The sequence below is a fragment of the Paenibacillus sp. FSL E2-0190 genome, assembly GCF_037992965.1.
GTDB classification, from domain to species: domain Bacteria; phylum Bacillota; class Bacilli; order Paenibacillales; family Paenibacillaceae; genus Paenibacillus_AQ; species Paenibacillus_AQ odorifer.
In genome coordinates this window covers 4,558,392-4,582,317 of the sequence record NZ_CP150306.1, presented here as the reverse complement: position 1 = coordinate 4,582,317, position 23,926 = coordinate 4,558,392, and the positions used below count along the sequence as shown (strand labels likewise).

General features: G+C 43.2%; 23 protein-coding genes. 20 read left to right on the top strand and 3 right to left on the bottom strand.

The features are described 5' to 3' along the window. Positions 1 to 36: 36 nt before the first annotated feature. The gene (locus NST25_RS20255; RefSeq protein ID WP_076129897.1) at positions 37 to 432 is read right to left on the bottom strand and encodes a DUF2871 domain-containing protein; all 396 of its coding nucleotides are present in this window, start codon (positions 430 to 432) and stop codon (positions 37 to 39) included. A 186-nt stretch (positions 433 to 618) separates the two neighbouring features. Between NST25_RS20255 and NST25_RS20250 the strand changes: the two genes are divergently transcribed. The 13 genes from NST25_RS20250 to NST25_RS20190 all read left to right on the top strand — a co-directional run bounded on the left by NST25_RS20250 (position 619) and on the right by NST25_RS20190 (position 14,854). Further along, complete coding sequence (locus NST25_RS20250) at positions 619 to 1,173, top strand: GNAT family protein (RefSeq protein ID WP_081387118.1); 555 nt, start codon at positions 619 to 621, stop codon at positions 1,171 to 1,173. Positions 1,174 to 1,319: 146 nt separating this feature from the next. Then, positions 1,320 to 1,982 (top strand): MgtC/SapB family protein, encoded by a 663-nt coding sequence (locus NST25_RS20245; protein WP_094903188.1) that lies wholly within the window; start codon positions 1,320 to 1,322, stop codon positions 1,980 to 1,982. A gap of 465 nt (positions 1,983 to 2,447) precedes the next feature. Next, complete coding sequence (locus NST25_RS20240) at positions 2,448 to 3,605, top strand: ROK family transcriptional regulator (RefSeq protein ID WP_340392371.1); 1,158 nt, start codon at positions 2,448 to 2,450, stop codon at positions 3,603 to 3,605. Between the two features lie 28 nt (positions 3,606 to 3,633). Next, positions 3,634 to 4,638, top strand: coding sequence for an asparaginase (locus tag NST25_RS20235; protein ID WP_076281469.1), 1,005 nt, complete (start codon positions 3,634 to 3,636; stop codon positions 4,636 to 4,638). An 89-nt stretch (positions 4,639 to 4,727) separates the two neighbouring features. Beyond that, positions 4,728 to 6,332, top strand: coding sequence for a glutathione ABC transporter substrate-binding protein (locus NST25_RS20230; protein ID WP_076141089.1), 1,605 nt, complete (start codon positions 4,728 to 4,730; stop codon positions 6,330 to 6,332). 112 nt (positions 6,333 to 6,444) lie between these two features. Continuing rightward, positions 6,445 to 7,368 carry an ABC transporter permease subunit gene (locus NST25_RS20225; protein ID WP_340392369.1) on the top strand — a complete coding sequence of 308 codons (924 nt, stop codon included), beginning with the start codon at positions 6,445 to 6,447 and terminating at the stop codon, positions 7,366 to 7,368. Positions 7,369 to 7,434: 66 nt separating this feature from the next. Continuing rightward, positions 7,435 to 8,346 carry an ABC transporter permease subunit gene (locus tag NST25_RS20220; protein ID WP_038572342.1) on the top strand — a complete coding sequence of 304 codons (912 nt, stop codon included), beginning with the start codon at positions 7,435 to 7,437 and terminating at the stop codon, positions 8,344 to 8,346. A 13-nt stretch (positions 8,347 to 8,359) separates the two neighbouring features. Further along, positions 8,360 to 9,361 (top strand): ABC transporter ATP-binding protein, encoded by a 1,002-nt coding sequence (locus tag NST25_RS20215; protein ID WP_076129893.1) that lies wholly within the window; start codon positions 8,360 to 8,362, stop codon positions 9,359 to 9,361. After that, positions 9,358 to 10,350: a dipeptide ABC transporter ATP-binding protein gene (locus NST25_RS20210; protein WP_139332068.1), complete on the top strand. Its 993-nt coding sequence runs from the start codon at positions 9,358 to 9,360 to the stop codon at positions 10,348 to 10,350. Before NST25_RS20215 ends, NST25_RS20210 begins: the two co-directional genes overlap by 4 nt. A gap of 41 nt (positions 10,351 to 10,391) precedes the next feature. Beyond that, positions 10,392 to 11,831, top strand: coding sequence for a leucyl aminopeptidase family protein (locus NST25_RS20205; RefSeq protein ID WP_076307630.1), 1,440 nt, complete (start codon positions 10,392 to 10,394; stop codon positions 11,829 to 11,831). 24 nt (positions 11,832 to 11,855) lie between these two features. Next, entirely contained in the window at positions 11,856 to 12,548 is a 693-nt protein-coding gene (locus tag NST25_RS20200; protein WP_340392365.1) for a copper homeostasis protein CutC, read from the top strand. A gap of 28 nt (positions 12,549 to 12,576) precedes the next feature. Further along, positions 12,577 to 13,527 (top strand): ROK family protein, encoded by a 951-nt coding sequence (locus tag NST25_RS20195; protein WP_076301755.1) that lies wholly within the window; start codon positions 12,577 to 12,579, stop codon positions 13,525 to 13,527. Between the two features lie 49 nt (positions 13,528 to 13,576). Further along, positions 13,577 to 14,854 carry an alpha-L-fucosidase gene (locus NST25_RS20190; protein WP_076301800.1) on the top strand — a complete coding sequence of 426 codons (1,278 nt, stop codon included), beginning with the start codon at positions 13,577 to 13,579 and terminating at the stop codon, positions 14,852 to 14,854. A 394-nt stretch (positions 14,855 to 15,248) separates the two neighbouring features. Here the strand turns inward: NST25_RS20190 and NST25_RS20185 are convergent, their stop codons facing one another. Then, on the bottom strand, positions 15,249 to 16,244 hold the full coding sequence (locus NST25_RS20185; protein WP_076129887.1) for a hypothetical protein: 996 nt from the start codon (positions 16,242 to 16,244) through the stop codon (positions 15,249 to 15,251). Beyond that, the gene (locus tag NST25_RS20180) at positions 16,231 to 16,578 is read right to left on the bottom strand and encodes a PadR family transcriptional regulator (RefSeq protein ID WP_076301754.1); all 348 of its coding nucleotides are present in this window, start codon (positions 16,576 to 16,578) and stop codon (positions 16,231 to 16,233) included. Before NST25_RS20180 ends, NST25_RS20185 begins: the two co-directional genes overlap by 14 nt. Before the next feature lie 571 nt (positions 16,579 to 17,149). On the opposite strand from NST25_RS20180, the gene NST25_RS20175 reads away from it, so the two are divergent. From NST25_RS20175 to NST25_RS20145, 7 genes are all read left to right on the top strand, one after another. Further along, positions 17,150 to 17,845 carry a response regulator transcription factor gene (locus NST25_RS20175; RefSeq protein WP_340392358.1) on the top strand — a complete coding sequence of 232 codons (696 nt, stop codon included), beginning with the start codon at positions 17,150 to 17,152 and terminating at the stop codon, positions 17,843 to 17,845. Position 17,846: 1 nt separating this feature from the next. Continuing rightward, a complete protein-coding gene (locus NST25_RS20170; protein ID WP_076183110.1) occupies positions 17,847 to 19,187 on the top strand; it encodes a HAMP domain-containing sensor histidine kinase in 1,341 nt (446 codons plus the stop codon). A 98-nt stretch (positions 19,188 to 19,285) separates the two neighbouring features. After that, a complete protein-coding gene (locus tag NST25_RS20165; protein ID WP_340392356.1) occupies positions 19,286 to 19,999 on the top strand; it encodes a type II CAAX endopeptidase family protein in 714 nt (237 codons plus the stop codon). A gap of 80 nt (positions 20,000 to 20,079) precedes the next feature. Continuing rightward, on the top strand, positions 20,080 to 20,547 hold the full coding sequence (locus NST25_RS20160; protein ID WP_076129882.1) for a MarR family transcriptional regulator: 468 nt from the start codon (positions 20,080 to 20,082) through the stop codon (positions 20,545 to 20,547). 87 nt (positions 20,548 to 20,634) lie between these two features. After that, positions 20,635 to 21,606: a ring-cleaving dioxygenase gene (locus NST25_RS20155; protein ID WP_076190569.1), complete on the top strand. Its 972-nt coding sequence runs from the start codon at positions 20,635 to 20,637 to the stop codon at positions 21,604 to 21,606. 26 nt (positions 21,607 to 21,632) lie between these two features. Next, complete coding sequence (locus NST25_RS20150) at positions 21,633 to 22,694, top strand: LLM class flavin-dependent oxidoreductase (RefSeq protein ID WP_340392354.1); 1,062 nt, start codon at positions 21,633 to 21,635, stop codon at positions 22,692 to 22,694. Between the two features lie 90 nt (positions 22,695 to 22,784). After that, positions 22,785 to 23,879 carry a winged helix DNA-binding domain-containing protein gene (locus NST25_RS20145; RefSeq protein WP_340392353.1) on the top strand — a complete coding sequence of 365 codons (1,095 nt, stop codon included), beginning with the start codon at positions 22,785 to 22,787 and terminating at the stop codon, positions 23,877 to 23,879. Positions 23,880 to 23,926: the final 47 nt, after the last annotated feature.

Below are 23,926 nucleotides of genomic sequence, written 5' to 3'. Positions count from 1 at the left end.
AGAGCCGCTGGAGTGATCCTGGCGGCTCTTTCTGTATTATTTAATTCGTTTACCGAGTAGCACAAGCAGCCAGATGATTCCAGCCCCAACAATGGCGTGACCAAGCCCCGCAATATGGGGCAGGAAGCTAATATCACTGCCGTTAATTTGCAGCATTCCACGTGTAGCCATTGCACCAATCGTGATTAGAAGACCAATGTTATAGACAATGTACCATGCACCAAAAGATTTAGCCTCATGGATATTAAATAACTTGTCTAAGATCATAGCAATAATAAAGAAAAAGAATCCTAAGACTAGAATGTGAGTGTGAAGCGCAACTAATATAGTATCTCCTGTGAAATCATTCATTTTAGTAATTTCGCGATAGGCCACTCCGGCTATCAAACCAAGAATTGCATAGAAAAAAGACGTGTAATACAATTTTTTCATAAGAATATCTCCTTTGTAGTTATCGTTATGATTGAAGTGTATCAAGCAATTAAGAACGCAATATGAACAAATGATTACAAGGTGAAAAAAATCACTAGTTTATAAAATACATTATATCCTAAAGGAAGTTTCACTTTCCACGACGAACTGTACTACTAGAGAAATGAGAGGAGACTTAAGGAAAATATGATCGATAACGTTGAAGGATTTCCTGTGCTCGAAACAGACCGCTTTATTTTGAGAAGAATTACACTGGATGATGCTAAAGAAATATATAATTATTTTTCAAAAGATGAAGTGACCCAGTATTATGATCTGGATAGCTTTACCGATATACAGCAAGCGATCAACCTTATCGAAAGATGGGATGAACGTTTCAAAGGCAAACAAAGTATTCGCTGGGGAATAGCCAGGCGTGAGGATAATATAATGATGGGTTCGTGCGGATATCATAACTGGGCGCACAGAAATTTCAAAGCAGAGATTGGGTATGAATTATCTCCACTTTATTGGCGGCAGGGTGTGATGACGGAAGTCCTGACAGCTATTATTGCGTATGGCTTTGAGCATATGAAGCTCCATCGAATTGAGGCGTTTTATGATCCGGCTAATATTGCCTCCAAGAAGTCTCTTTTGAAAGCGGGCTTTAAGTATGAGGGATTGTTGCGCGAATCTTTTTTTGAAAAAGGTAGATTTGTAGATGCGGAGATTTGCTCTTTGTTAGCTTCCGATACGAACTAAGAAGTATAAAATTAAAAAATGCTAGTTAACCATAATGCGAGAGGACGTATTATGGTTTTTTGTTTGTGATACAATAAATAGATTATCGAATTTATCCTACGTGGTACTAATCCAACATACATATCATGATGAAAGAAGGTGAAGGTATGGAGTTTGAGTATTTGCTTCGTGTAATTGGCGCGGGAATTTGTGGCGTATTAGTTGGATATGAACGCAAAAGCCGGATGAAAGAAGCTGGAGTTAGAACACATTTTGTTGTGGCCTTAGGTGCTGCACTCATGATGGTCATCTCCAAATATGGGTTTCAGGATCAAGCGGATTGGCCTAATCTTTCTCTTGATCCCGCTCGGATAGCTGCTCAGGTAGTAAGCGGAGTAGGTTTTTTGGGCGCAGGAATGATTTTTATGCAAAGACACACAGTCAAAGGGCTCACTACTGCTGCAGGGATTTGGGCAACAGCCGGAGTGGGCATGGCTATAGGGTCTGGTCTTTATATTCTTGGCGTAGGAGCAACGATAATTATTTTACTTGGGCAAAAGATCTTACACAGTCGTAACAGCTGGCTGGCCGCACCAAAAACCCAACAGCTCGTTATAAGTCTAGCTAACACAGAAGGCGCTATGGGCCGAATTCAAGAGTTGCTTAAAGAACACAAAATCGCTGTTCTAAGTTTTCATGCTGAAAATAACAGTGTAGAATCCGAATTAAACGTAGAAATCGTTGTAAGATTGCCTGAATCATTTAATCCAGTACAATTGTTATCGATGATCCAAGAGGACGCAGCGGTTAAGACCGTTGAGTTTCAATGATTTTAGCACCTTCGATGTAACTAACTCACTTCGCATCAAAAGCTACCTCCTTTTTGAGAGTTTCCTTTTGATGCGAGTGTTACCTTCAATTTACCATCGATTCACACACCCTCACATTAATCCAAGCAAAATACCACTTTCAGTCTTTCTATTCCAATTAATAGGTTCAAGATTCAAATTAAATGCTAATTCACGGGCTTATATGTTATGTCTGTGTTATATATTGAGTGGTTTTTGTGTTGGTTATCTTTCGTTAACCGCTTACATTTATTTTTAAATAAAAAATATGTCATTTATATTGACACATAAACCATGACCCTTTATTATTAATCCCATCACTGGAGAAACTAAATTAAAATTTAAATCAAAGAATACATTATCAGCGCTTTATTTGCAAATAATTTCTTGTTTTTGTGGTTTATTAATCCAATTAATTCACTGGAGAAAATAATTAGGAGAATGCCCGTGAAAAAGCACGATCAGGATTTTATGAAGCGACAAAATCGTTTAACGGTTTTCGAAATTATAAAAAATCAACAACCGATTTCTCGCGCTTCTATTGCTAAACAGACTGGTATGAGTCCTACGACTGTAAGTCGAATTGTCGGAGAGTTGACGGAGGAAGGATATTTACTCGATTCAGAGCAGGTATCATCAGGATTAGGTCGGAAATCAACGTTAATAGGTATGATGGACGCTTCTGTATTATCGGTTGGCGTTGAACTGGATCGCAGTCTTATGTCTATTGGAATTGTGGACTTACAAGGACAGCTTATCTGCAGTAGTCAATTTCCCCGTACACCAGACGAAAGCCCGGATCGAACGCTGGAACGGATTCATGAAGCCATTGAGCAATTGTTCCAGCAGCATGTGATTGACAGAAGACGCATCGTGGGTATTGGCGTTGGACTTCCTGGCATTGTGAATAACGAAGAAGGAATTGTTGTCTTCTCTGTTCAGCTAGGATGGAAAAATGTGCCGTTAGCCAAACGCTTGAAAGAGCTGACAGGTTTTGAAATCGCTGTGGACAATGAGCTGAAAGTAAGGGCTCTTGCTGAACATCTTAAAGGAGCCGCAGTCGGCTCAAGCCGTACGGCATTATTGGGTTTCGGTCAAGGCGTGGGCTCTGCGATGATTCTCGAGGGAGAGATTTATCGAGGGGTGATGAACAGTGCGGGTGAAATTGGGCATACGACAGTGGATCCTAACGGAATGATGTGTGAGTGCGGCAAAGCGGGCTGTTTACAGACCTATATAAATATCAGTTCTTTATTATCTGAAGCTAATCGGATTCGCCCGATCCGTACGATTGAGGAGTTATTCGCAGCAAAACATGCAGGAGAACAATGGGCGATTCACTTGATCGACCGTGCACTCATGTATATGGCCATCACCATTAATAATGTCGTATGCATGTATAACCCCGACAGCGTGATTTTAAGTGGAGAACTCGTGGACAAATTCCCGGATATATACGAAGAAGTTGAGCAGCTGTACCTCTCTCGCTTTACATGGGAGCCGCTTCGTGGTTCCTTTACGATTCATCGCTCGTTGCTGAATGAGAAGGGTGTGATTATCGGATCGGGACTTTTATCGCAGAATCGATTTTTTGCCTTAGATTAAATTAACTACTGCTGGGGAGGTTGTACAGATGGGATTTACAACATTGGTAGAAGAATATCGTGGTGGCCTGCTGGAGAATGTGCATTATGGTGCAGTTAGTGTAGTTGATGAGAAGGGCAACATTTTGTACAAAGCAGGCGATCCGGAGCATATGACTTATCTTCGCTCTGCTGCTAAGCCATTCCAAGCTTTGCCGGTAATGAAACGCCGGATCGATGAAGTATATGGTTTGACAAGTAAAGAAGCTTCGCTGTTTACCGCTTCACACCGGGGAGAAGCCTTCCATATTGAAGCGCTTGAAGCTCTTTTTCAGAAAATGGGATTAAAAGAAGAGTCACTTCATTGCTGCTCTACATACCCGCTGAATGAAGAAGCCAAAGCAGAACGTCACCGGGCAAATGAACCCACTCGTAAAATCTTTCATAACTGCTCAGGCAAACATGCAGGGTTAATGGGCCTTAGCAAATATATGGGTTGGGATATAAACACTTATTACGATCCTAACCATCCTGTACAACAGGAGATTCTTGAGATGATGGCTTATATCGCTGAAGTTCCCAAAGCGTCCATCCCGCAAGGTATTGATGGCTGTGGACTTCCTATCTTCGCACTTCCGCTTCATAAAATCGCTTATTCCTATCTAAAGCTAGCGTGTCCCGATTTAATTGAGGATACGGATATACGTAACGCAGCCGCTGCCATTGCAAAACTTATGAACGATAACCCGGTTATGATTGCTGACACGAAATTTGTATGCTCAGAGCTCCTGAAGGATGACAATCTGACGGCTAAGGGTGGAGCAAAAGGGGTATACGGTATCGGACTCCGTAAGGAACGAATGGGTATATCACTGAAAGTATCCGACGGATCAGAACAAGTCTGGCCATGTATTATCGCATCGATTCTAGAACGTATTGGTTACAGCAATCAAGACACAATTGATCGCCTATATGCACTCGTGCCTAACACGATTGTTAATGATGGCGGTACTGTAGTCGGCGAACGCCGTGCTGTATTTCAATGGGAGATCTAGAGCATAAGGTCAAGAATAATCTTCAAGTTTGGTGATTAATCGGACTAGAAGCTTTTCTAATACATCGTTTGAATAGGGGAGTGTAAAAAATGAAAGCAAAAGGAAAAGTATGGTCAATGTTCATGCTGCTGCTTATTACAGTAGTAGTGACTGCAGGGTGCGGCAACAAAGCGAGCAACGAGGGACAAAACGGCAATACTGCTGGTGGAACTGAAACTAGCACCCCAACTACAAAGAATGATAAAGACATTGTAATTGCCATCAATTCTAACTTTATTACGCTGGACCCTCATAACGCAAGCGATACGCATTCAATCAGCGCTGCCAGAACGATGTACGAAGGTCTGATGGGTTTTGACGAGAATATGAACGTGGTTCCTGTTCTTGCCGCAAGCCATTCCATAAGTGAAGACGGGTTGGTCTACACGTTCACGCTGCAAGAGAATGTTAAATTCCAAGACGGTACTGACTTTAATGCTGAAGCGGTTAAAGTAAACATCGCCCGTATTCAAGATGAGAAGAACAATCTGAGACTGCGCAAAAGCTTCGCAAAGGTAGCGAAAGTGGAGACTCCTGATGCTAAAACCGTGGTTATTACACTCAGTGAGCCGTACAACGCATTTTTAAATAAAGTAGCTATGGCACCTATTATTAGTCCGAAAGCTTTAGAAGAAAATGGCACCGATATTTCGAAAAATCCTGTAGGGACGGGACCATTTAAGTTCAAAGAATGGGTGCAAGGCGACCGCTTGGTTGTCGTTAAGAACCCTGATTACTGGCAGGCGGGCTTGCCAAAAGTGGATAGTGTGACCTTTAGACCTGTGCCAGAGAATGGATCACGGATAGCCATGCTAAAAACCGGCGAGGCGGATTTTATTTATCCAATGCCAACGGAGCAAGTATCTGAGGTTGAAGGTCTTGAAGGAATTACTGTAGATACCATCGATTCGACAATCGTCCGTTATGTAACGTTGAATACGATGAAAAAACCTTTCGATGATGTGAAGGTTCGTCAAGCCATTAACTATGCTATCAATAAAGAAGCTTATATCAAAGTTGTGAAATCAGGTCTTGGTGCTAAGCTTGATTCCACGATGTCTTCCAAAACACAATATTATTCCCCGCAAACAGGTTATGACTATGACATTGAAAAAGCTAAACAATTGCTTGCTGAAGCAGGATATCCTGATGGATTCGAAACCGAAATTTGGGGTGAAAATGAATCTGAAACTATGAAGGGGATGCAATTTATTCAGCAACAGTTAGCACTTGTAGGGATTAAGGTAGACGTGAAATCCATGGAAGGCGGCACATTGTCCGACCAAATTAACTCTGCTAAGACACCAGAAGAAGCGAAAATTCAAATGTGGTATGTCAGCTGGTCTCCGTCTTCAGGTGATGCAGATGGTGCAACCAGAGGGTTGTTCAGTAGTGAAATGTTCCCGCCTGCTGGCTCAAATACAGCCTATTACAAAAATGAAAATGTAGACAAATGGATCGCTGAGGCGAATAAATCTGTTGATCCAGAAGCGGCTAAATCCATCTATGGCAATATTCAAAAAACAATTTGGGAAGATGCTCCATGGGCATTCATGGGCGTCGACCAAATCATCTCAGGCAAAAGATCGTATCTGGAAGGAGTTAAGGTCTTCCCGGATGGTTCCATTAATGTCCTGAATGCAGAAGTGAAATAATGCTAAACAAACGTTAGGTTTAATATCCCAAGAAATGAACGAGGCCGCTTCTGTAGTATGGTGGGAAGCGGCCTCACTAAATCATTTGTCGATACTGAAGGGGGCTTATGAGTTGGGTAGATATGCTTTACAAAGACTCCTCGGGGTTATTCCGCTGTTGTTCATTGTATCGGTGCTTGTCTTTTTGTTTATTCACTTAATCCCAGGCGATCCAGCCCGACTTATTGCCGGTAAAGATGCCACGCTTGAAGAGATTCGTGGAATTCAGGAGCAGCTGGGTCTCAATCTGCCTTTGTGGAAGCAATACATAAACTACATGGGTGATCTGCTAAGTGGGAATCTGGGCAATTCGATCCGGTCAGGGATCCCGGTTACTGACATGCTGGAAAGCAGAGTAATGCCTACGTTGTGGCTGACTTTTCTTAGTATGGTCTGGGCTCTAATTATTGGTCTTCTAATTGGCGTGGTTTCAGCCGTTTATCGCAATCGGTGGCCGGATCATTTAGGGACGTTGACAGCCATTTCAGGGATGTCTATTCCTGGATTTTGGTTAGGCTTGGTACTCATTCAAATTTTCTCGGTAGAGCTTGGTTGGTTTCCAACGGGTGGTGTTGATTCCTGGAAGTCCTATATTCTTCCTTCCATTACACTCGGGATGGGAATTATGTCTATGTTGGCCCGTTATTCTAGGTCATCTATGCTGGAGACCCTTCGGGAGGATTATATCCGTACAGGACGTGCAAAAGGCTTACGCGAGTATGTTGTTATCGGCAGGCATGCGCTGCGCAACTCTTTGATTCAGGTGGTTACCGTAGCTGGACTTCAGTTTGGGTTCCTGCTCGGCGGCTCTGTAATGGTTGAGACGGTATTCAGTATTCCGGGTCTTGGCAGGCTGCTAGTAGACTCCATTTTGTTCCGGGATTATACAGTCATTCAAGCCTTACTGCTTCTGTTTGCTACACAATTTATTCTTATCAATCTATTAGTAGATTTATTGTATGGCGTACTTAATCCGAAAATAAGGTTTTCTCAGTAGCTAATGCGACTAAGAAGCAGAATTTCAATAGATTTATAGGGTGAATTTAGGATCAGGAGGGATATCATGAGTGACAATTCGGCGGTGATGGGAGCAAAATCTCCATTACCCGGAGAGGTACTGGCCCCGGAGAAAACAAAAGGCCGTATGGGTGTTTTTTTACGTAAGTTCAGTAAACAAAAGATGCCCCTTGTGGCCGCATTTTTTATTATATTGCTATTCCTAATTGCAATTTTCGGGCCATTTTTGACCCCGTATAATCCTGATGAACCAAACTACGATGCTCTTATGGCAGGTCCTTCTGCTGCACATTGGGCCGGGACAGACGAATATGGCCGTGATATTCTAAGCCGTTTGATTGATGGTACTCGCTTAACCTTAGCGGTCAGTCTCAGTTCCGTCTTAATCGCAGGTGTACTTGGAACTATCCTAGGTCTGTTAAGCGGATATTATGGCGGTTGGCTAGATCGGATAATTATGCGTGGCAGTGATGTACTATTTTCTTTTCCTGACTTGCTGCTTGCCATTGGGATCGTCGCCATTCTCGGTCCGGGTCTATCCAACGTTGTTATCGCAGTTGCAGTCTTTGGTACTCCATCGTTCGCCCGAATTATTCGGAGCGTAACGCTGTCTGCGAAAGAAACATTGTTTGTGGAAGCGGCTCGTTCCATGGGAGCGAAGCATCGCCGGATTATTTGGCGTCATATTTTTCCTGAGACCGTGCCCAGCATTATCGTTAATCTATCCATGAAGATTGGCGGAGCGATTTTGGCCGCTGCATCATTGAGCTTTCTCGGAATGGGTGCAAAAACAACAGAGCCCGATTGGGGCGCAATGTTAAGTATGGGACGTGATTATTTAAGTATTGCTCCACATATCGTTTATTTTCCGGGGATAGCCATCTTTTTAACAGTACTTGCATTTAACCTGGTCGGGGACGGACTGCGTGATGCTCTTGATCCCAAAATGAAAAACTAAGGAGGGACAAGACATGACTCAACATTTGTTGGATGTACAAGGGCTGAAAACGGAGTTCAAACGCGGCGATGGAAGTATAACTGCGGTTGCGGGGGTAGACTTTGCTATTAAAAAAGGTGAAGTGCTAGGCCTGGTTGGTGAATCTGGTTGTGGCAAAAGTGTAACCTCATTATCGATCATGCGGTTGCTTAAAGATACGCCGGGCAGAATTTCTGAAGGTTCTGTGCGTTTTGAAGGAAAGGATTTGACGAAGATTTCTGAGAAGGAGATGCGCCAAATCCGGGGAAATGATCTGGCAATGATTTTTCAGGAGCCGATGACCTCTCTTAATCCAGTGCTGCGGATTGGGCTGCAATTAACAGAGCCGATTAGACTGCATTTGGGTTATGGACGCAAGAAGGCTCGTGAGCATGCGATTCATATGTTGCGGCTTGTAGGTATCCCTCGCGCAGAGGAATTAATCGATGAATATCCGCATCAACTATCCGGCGGGATGAGACAGCGGGTTATGATTGCAATGGCCATGTCTTGTCATCCAAAGCTGTTGATTGCCGATGAACCCACGACCGCACTCGATGTAACGATTCAAGCGCAAATTCTTGATCTGATGAAGCAGTTGAAAGATGAACAGGATATGGGAATGCTGCTCATTACCCATGATCTTGGAGTAGTTGCCGAATTATGTGACCGGGTAGTTGTTATGTATGCAGGTCGTGTGGTGGAAGAAGCCTCTGTTCAGGAGCTGTTCGCCAGACCGCAACATCCGTATACCAAGGGATTGATTCAATCGGTACCTAAGCTGCGCCAGAATGTACATCGCTTGGAGTCTATAAAAGGGAATGTGCCAGACCTTTCACAAATGCCTGCCGGCTGTAAGTTTGCGCCACGCTGCGAATTTGCCATGGAGCGTTGTCTGTCGCAAGAACCTGAGCTACTTCCGATTGAGGGGCTAGAGCGCAAAAGCCGTTGTTGGCTTACACAGCAGGAGGACACGGAAGGAGCGGGATGTTTATGAAAGAGACTCCATTAATTGAGGTTAAGGGTTTGAAGAAGTTGTTTTCTGTGAAGAAGGGCTTCTTCGGAACGACTAAATATTTACACGCCGTTGATGGGATTTCATTCGCCATTCGTAAGGGAGAAACGTTCAGCCTTGTAGGTGAAAGTGGCTGTGGGAAATCGACTACGGGCAGGCTGGTGACTCGCTTACTGGAACCCAATCATGGAGAAGTATGGTTTAAGGGACAAAATATTAGCCATATCTCAGACAACCAAATGCGGCCTCTGCGCAAAGATATGCAGATGGTGTTTCAAGACCCTTATGCTTCACTTAATCCCCGCATGAAGGTGAAGGATCTTGTCGCCGAACCCCTGCTTATTCATACAAAGCTGTCCTCTAAAGAACGGGATAAACTAGCTTGCGAACTGCTAGAGACCGTTGGATTGAACAGTTTCCACGCCGAGCGATTCGCGTTTGAGTTCAGCGGTGGACAGCGGCAACGGATTGGGATTGCCCGGGCTCTGTCCGTTCGCCCAAGTCTTATTGTGGCGGATGAACCCGTGTCAGCGCTGGATGTATCGATTCAGTCCCAAGTGTTGAATCTGTTACAGGACTTGCAGGAGGAATATGGCCTGACGTATTTATTCATCTCTCATGATCTCAGTGTGGTCGAGCATATTAGTGATCGAATTGGGGTTATGTATCTGGGTTCTCTTGTGGAGACGGCTGATAAGGATACATTGTATGACCGTCCCTTGCATCCTTACACCCAAGCGCTGCTATCTTCAGTTCCCGTGCCCGATCCAAGCTTGAAGAAGGAACGCATTATTCTAAAAGGGGATCTTCCAAGTCCAGTTGATCCGCCGACGGGCTGTCGTTTTCATACAAGATGCCCTTCCTGTATGGAAATCTGTAAGCAACATGTGCCTGTATTCCGGGAAGTTGAACCAGGTCATGAGCTCGCTTGTCATCTGTTTGATGAAGAAATGTTAAAACTAGAACGATAATTTTAAATGTGAGTACACTTTACGGAAAAGAAGGGACAGCTATGAATATCTTGTTCGATTCCGCTAATGGGGCGGATACGCTTATCTACTTAGCCTATGAAGAGGAGCCTTTTCCTCTTCGGCTGGGAGAAGCTCACAAACAGAGTGGCAGTGTGACATGGTTATATGCTCGCTCTGAGGAAGAGTCCGATGTGATAGCTATTGGAATGGGAAAACGCCGGGCTCTTACGCTTGAGAAAGTTCGCCGAGCAGCGGGATCTGCCGCCCGTACAGCCCTAAGAGAAGGACGAAATTCAGCTTCATTTGTTCGTAGGACAGCAGAAAGTGATATTTCCGCTGCGGATGAGCTGCAAGCATGGATTGAAGGCTGGCTTCTCGGATTATATCGTTTTCAAACCTATCGTGGCGTTACTAAAATAGACATTTCAGTTGATTTGCTGCTCCAGACAGCCGATTGGCCTGAACTGACAAAGCTTGAACTGGAAGTTGTACTAAGTACTGGCCGCATGCGTGCTGAAGGAGCAGTGGTTGCTCGCGATCTGGTGAATGAGGTGCCCGGGACTCTAAATCCGGATCGGTTCGCAGAATGGATGGTCGAATATTTCGAGCGTGATAACGCAGCAGTGAAAGTTCATGTCTACCGGGGGCAGGAGCTGGTTGACCTACAGATGAATGGGTTGCTGGCGGTTGGAGCTGGCAGTAAACACTCCCCAGCCCTCGTTGAAATTCGCTATGAGAGTAACCCTGAATTGCCAATGCTGGCATTGGTGGGTAAAGGTGTTACCTTCGATTTGGGTGGGATGAATGTTAAGACCGCAAGTGATATTAGCGATGCACGTATGGACATGGGTGGCGCAGCAGCTGTTCTTGGGGCGCTGGATATTTTAGTGCGGAATCAAGCTCATGTAAATGTGACCGCGTTGATCCCAGTTGTTGATAACGTACCAGATGCTGAAGCAGTGCTGCCATCGTCTGTTATACGCTATCCTAATGGGCTGACGGTTCAGGTTGCAAATACGGATGGCGAGGGGCGGCTTATTATCGCGGATGCTCTTATTCATGCAGCAAATATCGGGGCAACTAAGGTCATTGATATTGCAACACTTACTGGAAATGTTGGCGCAGCGTTAGGATTAGGTATCGCCGGCATATGGGGTGATGGAGAGATGACGCAGAGCCTCGTCGAAATCGGTGAGCGCAATGGAGAACGACTGTGGCCCATGCCGCTTATGGATGAATACGAAGTCGATCTTCGAAGCAATTACGCTGATCTGCGCAACGTTAGTACTTCACCTTTTGCAGGTGCGATTACAGCAGCGCTTTTTATACGGCGCTTTGTAGCGGAATCGCTGAGCTGGGTCCATATTGATATGGCTGGGACGGTTCAGTACAAACAGGATGTGGGGTATTCAGAAGCTGGAGCAACGGGCTATGGTGCTCGACTGCTCGCTGATTATGTTATGAAACAGGCACAACAATAACAACCGGAAGAGTGGAGGAAAGTTATGAGATTGGAAGTCATCGCTACTTGTATGGACGATGCCCTTACAGCAGAAGCGAACGAGGCTGACCGCCTGGAGCTCATTACTGCGATTACGGAAGGCGGATTAACACCAGGGATAGGATTGGTGCAACAAGTTGCCAAATCGGTTAACATTCCTGCGTTTGTTATGGTTCGCCCGCACAGCCGTTCTTTTTGCTATTCAAAGTATGACATTTTGACCATGGCAGCAGAGATAAAGCAAATTGCAGCCAGCGGTGCGGCGGGGATTGTGCTTGGTGCGTTAACCCCGGAAGGGACTATCGACGAGCGAGCGCTTGAAACATTATTGCCGTTGACCGAGGGATTGCAAGTTACCTTCCACCGTGCTTTTGATGAGTTGAAGGATCAAATAGAAGGTTATCGAACGCTTTGTAAGTATCCGCAAATTACGCGTGTACTCACTTCTGCCGGGCCAGGTCCGGCTCCTGAAGCTATTCCTGCTATGCGGAAGCTAGTCGAGGAATCAAGAGGTAAATCGGTAAGTATACTGGCTGGAAGCGGTCTGAAGCCGGAAGGTATTACTTCATTTATACATCAGACTGGAGTAACAGAAGTGCATTTTGGGTCGGCTGTTCGTTATGATCAAGACGCTTTGTCGCCAATCGATCCAGCAGCCTTACGGGCGTTAGCGGAGAGTATTCATTCTAACGGCTAATAATAGATAGTGAAAAGGTGAATGGGTTATGCAGAAGGTTGAGAGCTACGTAGTTGGAATCGATTTAGGAGGCACAAAAATTGCCGCAGCATTGTTCGATTCAAAGGGGACCGTGTTGAAACGGGAATTGATGGAAACGGCTGGGGCACGTACCGCTAAAGAAGTGGTGCAGCGAATGATCGATATGATCCGCTCCGTATCCGAAGGGCGACCACTCAGAGGAGTGGGTCTGGCTTCTCCCGGAGCTGTAAATAGCCAGGACGGGATCGTTATTCACGGCACCAATCTTCCGGAGTGGGACAATGTTCCACTGAAGCACTGGATGGAGTTGGAGCTAGGCGTTGAAGTAAAGGTAGTGAATGATGCGAACGCTGCGGCTTGGGGCGAGTATGTCCGAGGTGCTGGCAAAGGTGCAGACAACATGGTTTATGTTACCTTTAGCACAGGGATTGGAGCAGGTATCGTCATTGACGGCAAGCTGCTTCTTGGCAAAAATTCATTTGCTGGTGAACTAGGTCATAATATTATTGACCCGAACGGAACGGAATGCAGCTGTGGAAGATTCGGCTGCTGGGAAGTTTTCGCTTCGGGCACAGCGATTCGGGATATGGCGCTGCGAAGTATGGAGAGCAGCCCGTCGATGATTACGGAACTGGCTAATATAAATGGAGAAAAAATCACTTCGCGGCACGTATTTGAAGCCATGGCACTTAACGATCCCGTGGCCGTCGAGGTTATTGACCGGAGTATTCATTATATGGCACTAGGTCTAGCCAATGCAGTACATACGTTCAATCCTGATCGGATCGTGATCGGTGGAGGCGTGAGTAAGGCTGGAGATTTGTTATTCCCTGCACTGGTGGAGAAGACGGAGCTATTTGTCATGGATCCTTATAAAGGTACTTTTACAATTGAACCTGCCGCGCTCAAAGACGATGTAGGCCTAATTGGAGCAGCTGCATTATTTCATACCGCTTAGGTGGAGTGAATGATTGATCACAGCTTTCATTAACGGAGGAGTTGGAGAGATGGGTACAAGAGAAGAAAGAACGAAATGGTTCTTACAGGATAGGTTCGGGATGTTTATCCATTGGGGATTATATTCAATTCCTGCTAGAGGGGAATGGATACGCGGCAACGAGCGGATGAGTAGAGAGCATTACATGAGGTATTTCGATGAATTTGACGCCTCTCGATATGACCCGAAGAAATGGGCAAGTGCAGCCAAAGCTGCGGGTCAGAAATATGCTGTGCTTACGACCAAACATCATGACGGGTTCTGCCTGTTCGATAGTAAGCTGACTGATTTCAAAGCGACTAATACGCCCGCTGGGCGTGATCTAGTGCGGGAATATGTAGACGCTTTCCGTGCTGAAGGTATTGCAGTTGGTCTATATTACTCTATCATAGACTGGCACCATGAGGATTATCCCGGTTATGGAGATAAGGCACATCCTGATCGGGATAACGAAGCGGTCAAAGATAAGCCGATTGATTTCGATAGATACTTGGAGTATATGCATGGGCAAGTAAAGGAACTGCTCACCAATTACGGTAAAATCGACATTATGTGGTTTGACTTCTCCTACGATAATATGACAGGGGAGAAGTGGAAGGCTACGGAGCTTATCCGGATGATTCGTTCCATACAACCTGATATTATTATCGACAATCGATTAGGTGGCAATATTCGTGCGGCAGAACCTGAGGAGTATGCTGGAGATTTCTTCTCCCCCGAGCAGATCATTCCGCCTGGCGGCATTGTTGACGTAAACGGCCAATCCATCCCTTGGGAAGCCTGCATTACCCTGAATGACAACTGGGGTTATCATTCCGAGGATAAGAATTATAAATCGACCAAGCAAGTCATCCGTACGATGGTCGAATGTATCAGTAAGAATGGTAACCTGCTCCTCAATGTTGGACCAGATGCCAAAGGTGAAATGACGCGGGAATCACTGGTTATCCTTGACGAAGTTGGGGAGTGGATGCGCCTTAATGGAGATAGTATTTATGGATGCGGGAAGTCTTTGCTACCTAAGCCAGAGTGGGGACGTTATACGCAAAAGGGCAATAAATTGTATGCGCATGTCTACGACCGTGGAATTGGCCCGATCTATTTCCAAGGTCTGAAAGGGAAGATTAAAAAGGCAAGATTACTACGTGATGGTACCGAGCTAAAGGTGGAGGTGCCGTGGATGGCTGAGGAATATTCGGATGTTGACGGTGGAGCTTTTATTACATTAAAAGGCGCGATGTTACCTGATGAGATGGATACGGTTATCGAGCTTGAACTATTTAATTAAATCAGAAGGAGTTGTCCCATATGCCCTGAATGGCTGCTGAGACAACTCCTTTTTTTTACATATACCTTGCTAACATTTGCACATACGAAACACCTATCGGACACAGATGACTCTAAACCCAGAAATATCGCACTTTTGGGATGCCAACGGACTGCATAGCCGCTATTGCCTTGAAACACCCCCGATATGGAGCTGATTCTAGGGAATAGCGTCATTGGAGTCCGAAGCCCTGTTCCAAAGGCAGAAAATGTGCAAATAACGTCATCTGGGTCCGCAACTCTCAGAGGGGGGTGACAATGTTGAAGTTGTTGAAGCATTTGAAGCAGGCATTCAACGAATCAGAATACAAAGCGGCGATTCTCCAAATAACAGGAGAATCGCCGTTCTGTGAATACTAAAGGCGAGCCTTGCGGAAGCCCTCATATATATTGAGGACCGCGACTAAAATCAAGATTGCTATTCCTCCACCTACTAGTCCCGTTTCAAATTGGTTAGCTGTAGTGTTTAATAAATTAGACATGTAATTAATAAATTCTTGGTTGAATACACTCGGATTTATAAGGATAACAGCGAATACAATAAGTACAATGAGCTCAAGGACCGTATTACATAATGCTAATTCTCTAGTCCATTGTCTCTTGATTAATTTATATATAGTTAACGCGACTTCTAATCCGATCACAATAAGAATAATTGGCCAATAATCAAGTAATACATGCTGATTAAAAGCTGGGGCTACGAAGTTAAGTGCGCCTTCACCGCCTCTATAGACTCTGATCAGGTGTTCAGCATTAAAATAAACAGTAGCCCAAATGGCAGTCCACAGTAAACTTCCGAACACTTCGAAGCTTGTAATTGCTTTTTTCTTATGGACAAGCGCGATATCCTTCAAATCATCAGGAGTCCATTTCCTTAATTTTGTAGTAAGAGGATGACCTTCCTTTCCTTTATCCGCCCGTTCGATAATAGCGAACACAACAGTTATCCAGAAAAAGACTTGGATGCCTACTTCAAGAAAGGTTCCAATTCCTGTACTTATAACTGCAGTAACAATATCCGCAACTGTTTTATCGCCGCTGTAGCCAATCAAGTAATCAGCAACCAGAGCGATTAAAGAAACAACTACAGCGATGGGTATAATCATTTTTAATAACGTAACATATAAATCAAAATAGCGTGGGCCGATGAGATACATGGGCTGATCGCGGTACTCACTAGCTAAAATAGCTGGATTGCCCAATTTTGCAAGGACGGCTTTTACCTCTTTTTCGTCATAATCATCCGGTAACATATCCTCGATGGTTGATCGTAATTCTAATGCGATGTCTTCCCGATTTTGTTCTGGTAACCTCCGAGTAACTTCATGAATGTAAATCTCAATCAGCTTCATGGTCATCCTCCCCTTGTAATAGGCCGTAGAGTTCTTTCGAATTCTTAAGCCATTCTTCCTTTAGCTGTAAAAAAATCTCTACGCCATAGTCACTTAGAACATAATACTTACGGGGTCTGCTCTCGGATGTGTCCCAGCTGCTCGTCACTAATTCCTGTTTCTCTAATCGGCGAAGTAATGGATATAGGGTGCTTTGATCGATGATGATGCTGGATTCCTCCAACAATTGAACGAGCGAATATCCATACTGGGGCGTTCGTAATTGACTTAAAACGGCTAGCGTTAACGTACCTCTTCTAAGCTCTGTGATTAAAGTATTTAATAAAGTACTCATTCACCCACCTCATTATTTAAAATATAAGAATTTATAATCTCTTATAAATTGTTCTTATATTTTTGGTTTAAACGCTTGCTGTCCTTAAGAGGACGTCGAAGTCGTTTATACTTACTATGTGTCATACAGTATTCGATCTATACTATGCATCATACACTATTGTTGTTCCAACATCAATTGAATAAAATAATCTTCTGAGAAATAAATAAGAAAATTTATCTATTTTGTGAAGCAGTTTGATTAAAAGGAGGTCGTGAAATGATTCCATTTTTTAGTGACACCCCGAATGCTTCTACATGGGAGGTAGTTGAACCGGTTCATAAGGGCTGAGAGTTATTGTTGAGAACGGCGGAGATTTCCCATTATGATCAGAAAAAACGGGAGTATGATCATTACGAAGTCGAGGAACTTGGAATTGTTGATTTTAATAGATTTGATTATGGTGATCCATTGGTATTTTAATCATGATGTTCCAGATGTATTCTTTAGGCTTTATATACCGAAGTGGTATTGGCAAGTTATACTGAGTGAAAAGACTCAGCTATTTGAGAATAGTTAGGGGAATTAAGCGATGAATATACTGATTGCTGAAGATGAAACTGATATAAGAAAACTAGTGAAAATACATTTAGAAGATCGATCCTATCGAGTATTCGAAGCCAAGGATGGCATTGAGGCTTTAGAGGTTGTTAATCAACATGAAATAAATCTTGCCATTCTGGATATTGTAATGCCCAGGCTTGATGGGCTTAATCTGCTGCGACGGATAAGAGAGAAAAGCCATATTCCGGTTATCTTGTTAACTGCCCGCGGTGAAGAAATTGATAAGATAGTGGGCTTAGGCCTTGGAGCAGACGATTATATGGTGAAGCCATTTAGTGCTTCAGAGCTTGTGGCTAGGGTTGAGGCGCAGCTGAGACGAAGAAATGTATACGATCTTAGCCAATCGATAACTGAAGAAACAATCCAACATAGAGAATTGAAGCTGAATTTAAAGGAATGTATGTTGTACATAAATGAAAGTCCAGTTCTTCTAAATGCCAAGGAATATAAGGTGTTACAATGTCTGATGCAGAGTCCTAATCAAATTTTTACGCCCAAAAAGTTATATGCAGCGGCGTGGGAAGAAGATTACTATAGTGATAATAATACGATTATGGTTACCATCAGCCGTCTAAGGAATAAGATCGAACGGGACCCGCACCATCCCGAATATATCGTTACAGTGCGTGGACTAGGTTACAAATTCTACAACCCAGGTAAATAAGATGAGAAAACAAAATATATCCTATCAATTGTTAAAAAACTATATCGCGATCTTTCTTATAACAACGGTTATAACGATATTGGTGATTGTTGCTTTGTTTTGCATGAACAGGCTGGGATCTAAGGACATTATTTATAATCAGTTAACGGCTGCTAAGCTTATGCAAAATGACTATCAAAGAATTGACACTAGTGTTGTTAATGATGTCGGGGGCAGTTTACAGGTTGTAAATTCCAATTACGAAGTCATACACTCCATTGGCAACAATCCATTTACGTCCAAGCAGATTAGTGTCAAAGAATTTACGGATTTTCTAATGAATACTGGCGCTAACAAAGATATGATCACTGTTGAATATAATGAGCATGAACAATTTTGGCTGATCGTCTCTTTACCTATACAAGTGAAAATGACAGGCAGTTTCCATTGGAATTCAGATTCACCTATGCAGGATCATACCCTTCAAATGCTTGGGTTTATTGGGTTAGGTTATTTGTTGATTCTGATTCTAAGCACGATGATTTATGCGAGAATTACGGCGGTTAGTTTCATTAAACCCTTAGACCAGTTGTCCGCTGCTGTTAAAAAGGTTAAGAATGGGGATTATTCAGTAAGAGTGCAGGTAGGCGGGAATCGGGAGTTTAGTCAACTGGAGCAGGCTTTTAATCATATGGCAGAAGTGATTCAGATCCAGACCTCGTTAAAAGAACAGAGTGAAAACAATCGAAAAAATCTAATATTGGATATATCCCATGATTTAAAAAATCCATTAACAAGTATTATGGGTTACGCAGAGCTTGAACTAAAAGAACAGGGGAGCGGTCGGATAGAACATTTGGAATTTGCCAAAATAATATACGAAAATAGTATCCGTGCCAATGTATTGATTCAGGATTTGTTTGAATTATCGAGAATGGAAAGTCCCGAATTCCGCTTGGATGTTACAACAGATGATTTCTCAGAATATTTGAGAGAAGAAATGATACATATGTTGCCCGAGCTTGAGGCTGCGGGTATGATCCCTGATTTTGTAATCGAGCCAGAAGAAATAATTCTACAGTTTGATAAAAAAAGAATGAATCGAGTATTCTCAAACCTGCTTTATAATGCCATCGCTTATCAGGAGCAAGGTTCTACGTTTCAAGCTGTGCTGGAAAAGGTGAATGATGGAGCCAAGCTTACTTTTATTAATTACGGCCAACCATCAGCCTTGAACCCGGCAGGTTCTGGATTAGGGTTACTCATTGTTCAAAAAATAATAGCTGCTCATGGAGGGACTGTTCAGCTGAATACGCAAGATAACCAGTTTGAAATTATAATTGAGCTGAACCGGCAAATTTAAGGTCTATGTAAGATTACATTAAGTCATATGAAATTTCCCAATGCTAAAATGGTTGATATTCAGTCTATTAACAATTTTACTTGGGGGAATAGATTATAATGATTGATGAAAAATTAAGTAAAAGGCAATTGATCTTAGGCGTTATATTAGCAGTAATGTACTTTTTAGGGTTGTTCTCTATTCTCTTGATCAGGCCGGTTATGGGGATTCTCAACCATGTTTTTATTTGGCAGCCAGAACAACAAAATCGAATGGCCTTACTGTTGAATAGTCTGATCTACATAGGAGTGATTATAGGTTTTAGGGGATTCTATAAACAAGCTATTTATGATTTCAGACAATACTGGGTCCGTAATATGTTATGGATGGTTTGGGGACTTTGTTTGATTATTATCATCGGAAGTATGTTAATCCCCACACTAATTTCCATTTTTCATCCTATTACAAAGTCTGTTAATGAGGTGGATTTACGGGCAATGTTGTCCTCGTATCCATTTATTTTTACAGTGAACGTGGTATGGATTGGCCCCTTGATTGAAGAATTAGTATATCGGGTTACCATTTATAGAACGATCCGCAGGAAGAGTCGTCTTCTGGCTTATCTGATATCCTCCTTTTTATTTGGCTTTCAACATGTCTATAGAGCCGTGGTGTTCCAGAGTAACTATAACGAAATGTGGAATATCTTCTCCTATATGGCTGCTGGATTAATCTTTGCCTACCTATATGAGAAAAGAAAAAATATATTAGTGCCTATAGGCGCGCACATGTTTAGTAATGGTTTATCTGTGCTTCTCTATTTCTTAAGTTAATACGAAACTTGACTTCATATCAGATTACTAGTAAACTGATAATCAAATAGATCCAATTCCAAAGTAATGGATGTGGCATAATGCGAGACAATGGATTCACTGAAGACAACAAACTAAGCTTATTGATCTGGCTGCGGCTGGTAAGAGTTTATGACAATAGTAACGATCTTTCCAATGAGTTCTTGAAGCAGTTTGATTTAACGGTCAGCCAGTTTGATGCGTTAGTACAAATACTATTACATCAGCCTGTGACACAAATGGATATTGCCGAGCATTTAACCATTACTAAAGGTGGAGTATCACATATGCTTGGCAGATTAGAAAAAGAAGGATGGATTGAACGCAAGCAGGATTGGAAGGTGAAGTATATTTCTTTAACTGAAAAGGGCCAGGCGCTTATCGAGAAGGTGCTTCCTTTGCAATCGGATTTCCAAGCTTCGTTATTCGATCCACTGACGGACGACGAGAAGAAAGTATTTTACAGCATGCTTAAGAAGATTCACCGCCATAGCCTGAATGAGAATCGAATTCCACGAGGAGTTCAGTAGTATTGTAAAAGCTTTATTCTGAATAAAGCTTCCTTTTTTCAGCATCAGTTTACTAGTAAACCATAATTATATTAGGAGGAAATTAAAATGAGCCAACCACAAATAACCGGACAACATCATGTATCAATGATTACTAAAGACGCTAAACAAAACCTATGGTTTTATACAGAAGTACTGGGACTAAGACTTGTCAAAAAAACCGTAAATCAGGACGATCCAACCATGTACCATTTATTCTATGGCAACTCTAATGGCGCTCCAGGCACCGAGGTATCCTTTTTTGAAATGCCAAATGCAGGCCAGACCCGGAAAGGAACGAACAGTATTTCTGCAATCTCTCTTCTCGTTCCTAGCGATGAGGCTTTAGTATATTGGGCTAGCAGATTAGATACATTTGAAGTCGCTCATGAAGCTATCGTAAGTATAGAGGAGCGCAATTCGCTTACTTTTCAGGATAGTGATGAATTAACGGTTCATCTGGTGTCCGCAGAAAAAGATAATGTGACTCAGCTGGTAGAACCTTGGATTACTGATGATATTCCACCACAATATGCCATTGTTGGATTGGGTCCCGTTGAATTGACTGTTCGTGAGGCTAGCCGTACAAAGGCTGTTTTGGAGGATATTTTAGGCTATACACAAGTTCGTAGAGTGCCATCCATGGGTGACCCGAAGGTAATGGTGGATATTTATGAAACAGCTAAAGGCGGCTTGTACACTGAACTTCAGCTCAAAGAAGTTAATGATCAAGACCGGGAAAGACCGGGAAGAGGGAGTATCCATCATGTGGCTATAAGAGTGAAGGATCTGGAAGAATTAACCGCATGGGCTGCTAAAATCACAGCTGCAGGGTTCAAGAACACAGGGGTCATTGATCGTTATTACTTCCATTCCTTGTATTTCCGTGATCCGAACCATATTCTTTTCGAGCTTGCTACAGATGGTCCAGGGTTTGAGATTGATGAATCTTTTGACACATTGGGCGAGAATTTGACCTTGCCTTCTTTTCTGGAAGAACGCCGGGAAGAGATTGCATCAAAGCTTCATCCTATCCAATAATACAGCGAAGAAAGTAGGACATCATCATGATGGAACAATATAGAATCGACGAGAATAAGGGTTTAGAAATAGGTTTATACACTTTAGGTGATCATGTTGCAGATGCCTTAACAGGTAAACCAATCAGTGAACGACAACGGATTCAAGAGATCATTGCTGCCGCCAAATTAGCAGAGGATGCTGGATTAGATGTATTTGGAGTGGGGGAGAGTCATCAGCCGAAATTTATTACTTCAGCAGCATCGGTCGTACTTGGAGCTATAGCAAACGCAACGGAACGAATCAAACTTATCAGTTCAGCGACTGTATTGAGCACAGCGGATCCTGTACGTGTACATGAAGAATTTTCGACATTGGATTTGTTATCCGAAGGCAGAGCAGAAATTGTTGCTGGACGTGGATCACGATTAGGAGCTTATGAACTGTTCGGATATGACGTGAGGGATTATGAAGAATTGTTCGAAGAGAAGATTGAATTGCTTATGAAAATAAATAACGAAAAAAGAATTACCTGGGAAGGGCAATTCCGTCCTGCTCTGAATGATATGGAGATTTTTCCGAAGCCTCTGAATGGTAAACTGCCTATCTGGCGAGCGGTTGGTGGACCTCCGGCAAGTGCAGTTAAGGCAGGAAGAATGGGCATCCCGATGATGCTGGCTGTTCTAGGTGGACCTGCTTCAGCGTTCAAGACCTCTGTGAATATGTATCGTCAGGTTGCCGCACAATCAGGTTTTAATCCGGCAGAGCTGCCGGTGGGTACAACCACCCTTTTATATATCGATAAAGATTCACAGCAAGCATTCCGTAACTATTACCCATATTTAAATCACATGATGAAAGAGCTTCGTGGATCAGCGTACCCTAAAGACCAATTTGCTGAAGCCATGAGTGTGAGAAATGCGCTGCTCGTAGGCAGCCCACAACAGGTTATTGAAAAAATCCTTTATCAACATGAGCTGTACGGACACAATCGTTTTCTGGCTCAGATTGATATTGGTGGTTTACCTTATGCTCAGGTTGAGCAAATCATTGATTTGTTGGGATCGGTAGTCGCACCAGCCGTAAGACGGGCCACAGCTAAGAAATAAGAAAAACTATGAGATTGGAAAAAATTATATTAAAATTATTCCAATAAGGTTAGACGATGGTTTGAGAAGGATCACTTAAGGAGGCGAAGTGTGACGAATAAAATGATAGCTGCGCAACGTCTATATAACCAGAAGATCGTTGATTACAAGCTAATCAAGCCTGAACAGGTCGTTAAAGAATTAGGGGCAGTACAGGCGCAGGATTACATGCAGGCGATGTGGGCGATCGGGTTACGTACTCCATCTTCGAATTTAGCTGATATAGAGCGTGCTATCGCTGATCGTAAGATGATTCTGAATTGGACGCTGCGAGGTACGCTTCATTTTGTCCCACCGGAAGATGTAAAGTGGATGCATCAGCTATCTGTGCCGCGTTTAGCGGGACAAACAAAGCGGCGGAATGCAGAGCTTGGGCTAGATGATCAGACACTAGAACGTTGTAGACATATTATAGTTAATGCTTTACAAGGTGGAAAGCAGCTAGATCGTGCACTTCTACTTCAGCTTATAGAAGAAGAAGGTATTCACACAGGGAACCAGCGTGGTTATCATATGTTGTGGAATGTTGCGTACCAAGGGTTGATTTGTTTCGGACCGATGAATGGTAAGCAGCAAACGATTGTTTTGTTAGAGGAATGGGTGCCACAGTTTCGAGAACTTTCTTACGATGAATCATTGTATGAACTCGCTCGGAGATATTTCACTGGACATGGTTTTGCAACTGTTCAGGATTTTGCTTGGTGGGCAGGCATAACCCTTACCGATGCTAGAAGAGGTCTGGAAGCGGCCAAAAGTCAACTGCAATCAGAGGTTATTGATGGCAGTGAGTATTGGATGTCTGCTCATCGGCTAGAGCCAGCTGCTGAGGACTCGGGCGTTCATCTGCTTCCGGGTTTTGATGAGTACATTCTGGGTTATAAAGACCGAAGTGCCGTTCTAGAGCCCAACGTTGCTCCTTTGATAGTTCCGGGGAATAATGGTGTTTTTCTTCCAACGATTGTTGTGGAGGGTCAGGTTGTGGGTACATGGAAAAGAACCCTAAAGACCAAGGGGATTGAGATTATGATCCATCCTTTTGCCGAGCTGGGCGATACGGAAAAGTTGGTACTTAAAGAAGCTGAGCGATATGCGGCATTTATTGGGCTGCCAATAATCAAAATGAATGTGAGTGGTTCATTGAGATGAGTATTTCACTATTCTCACCAATCTCATCATTCTCGACATTCTCACCA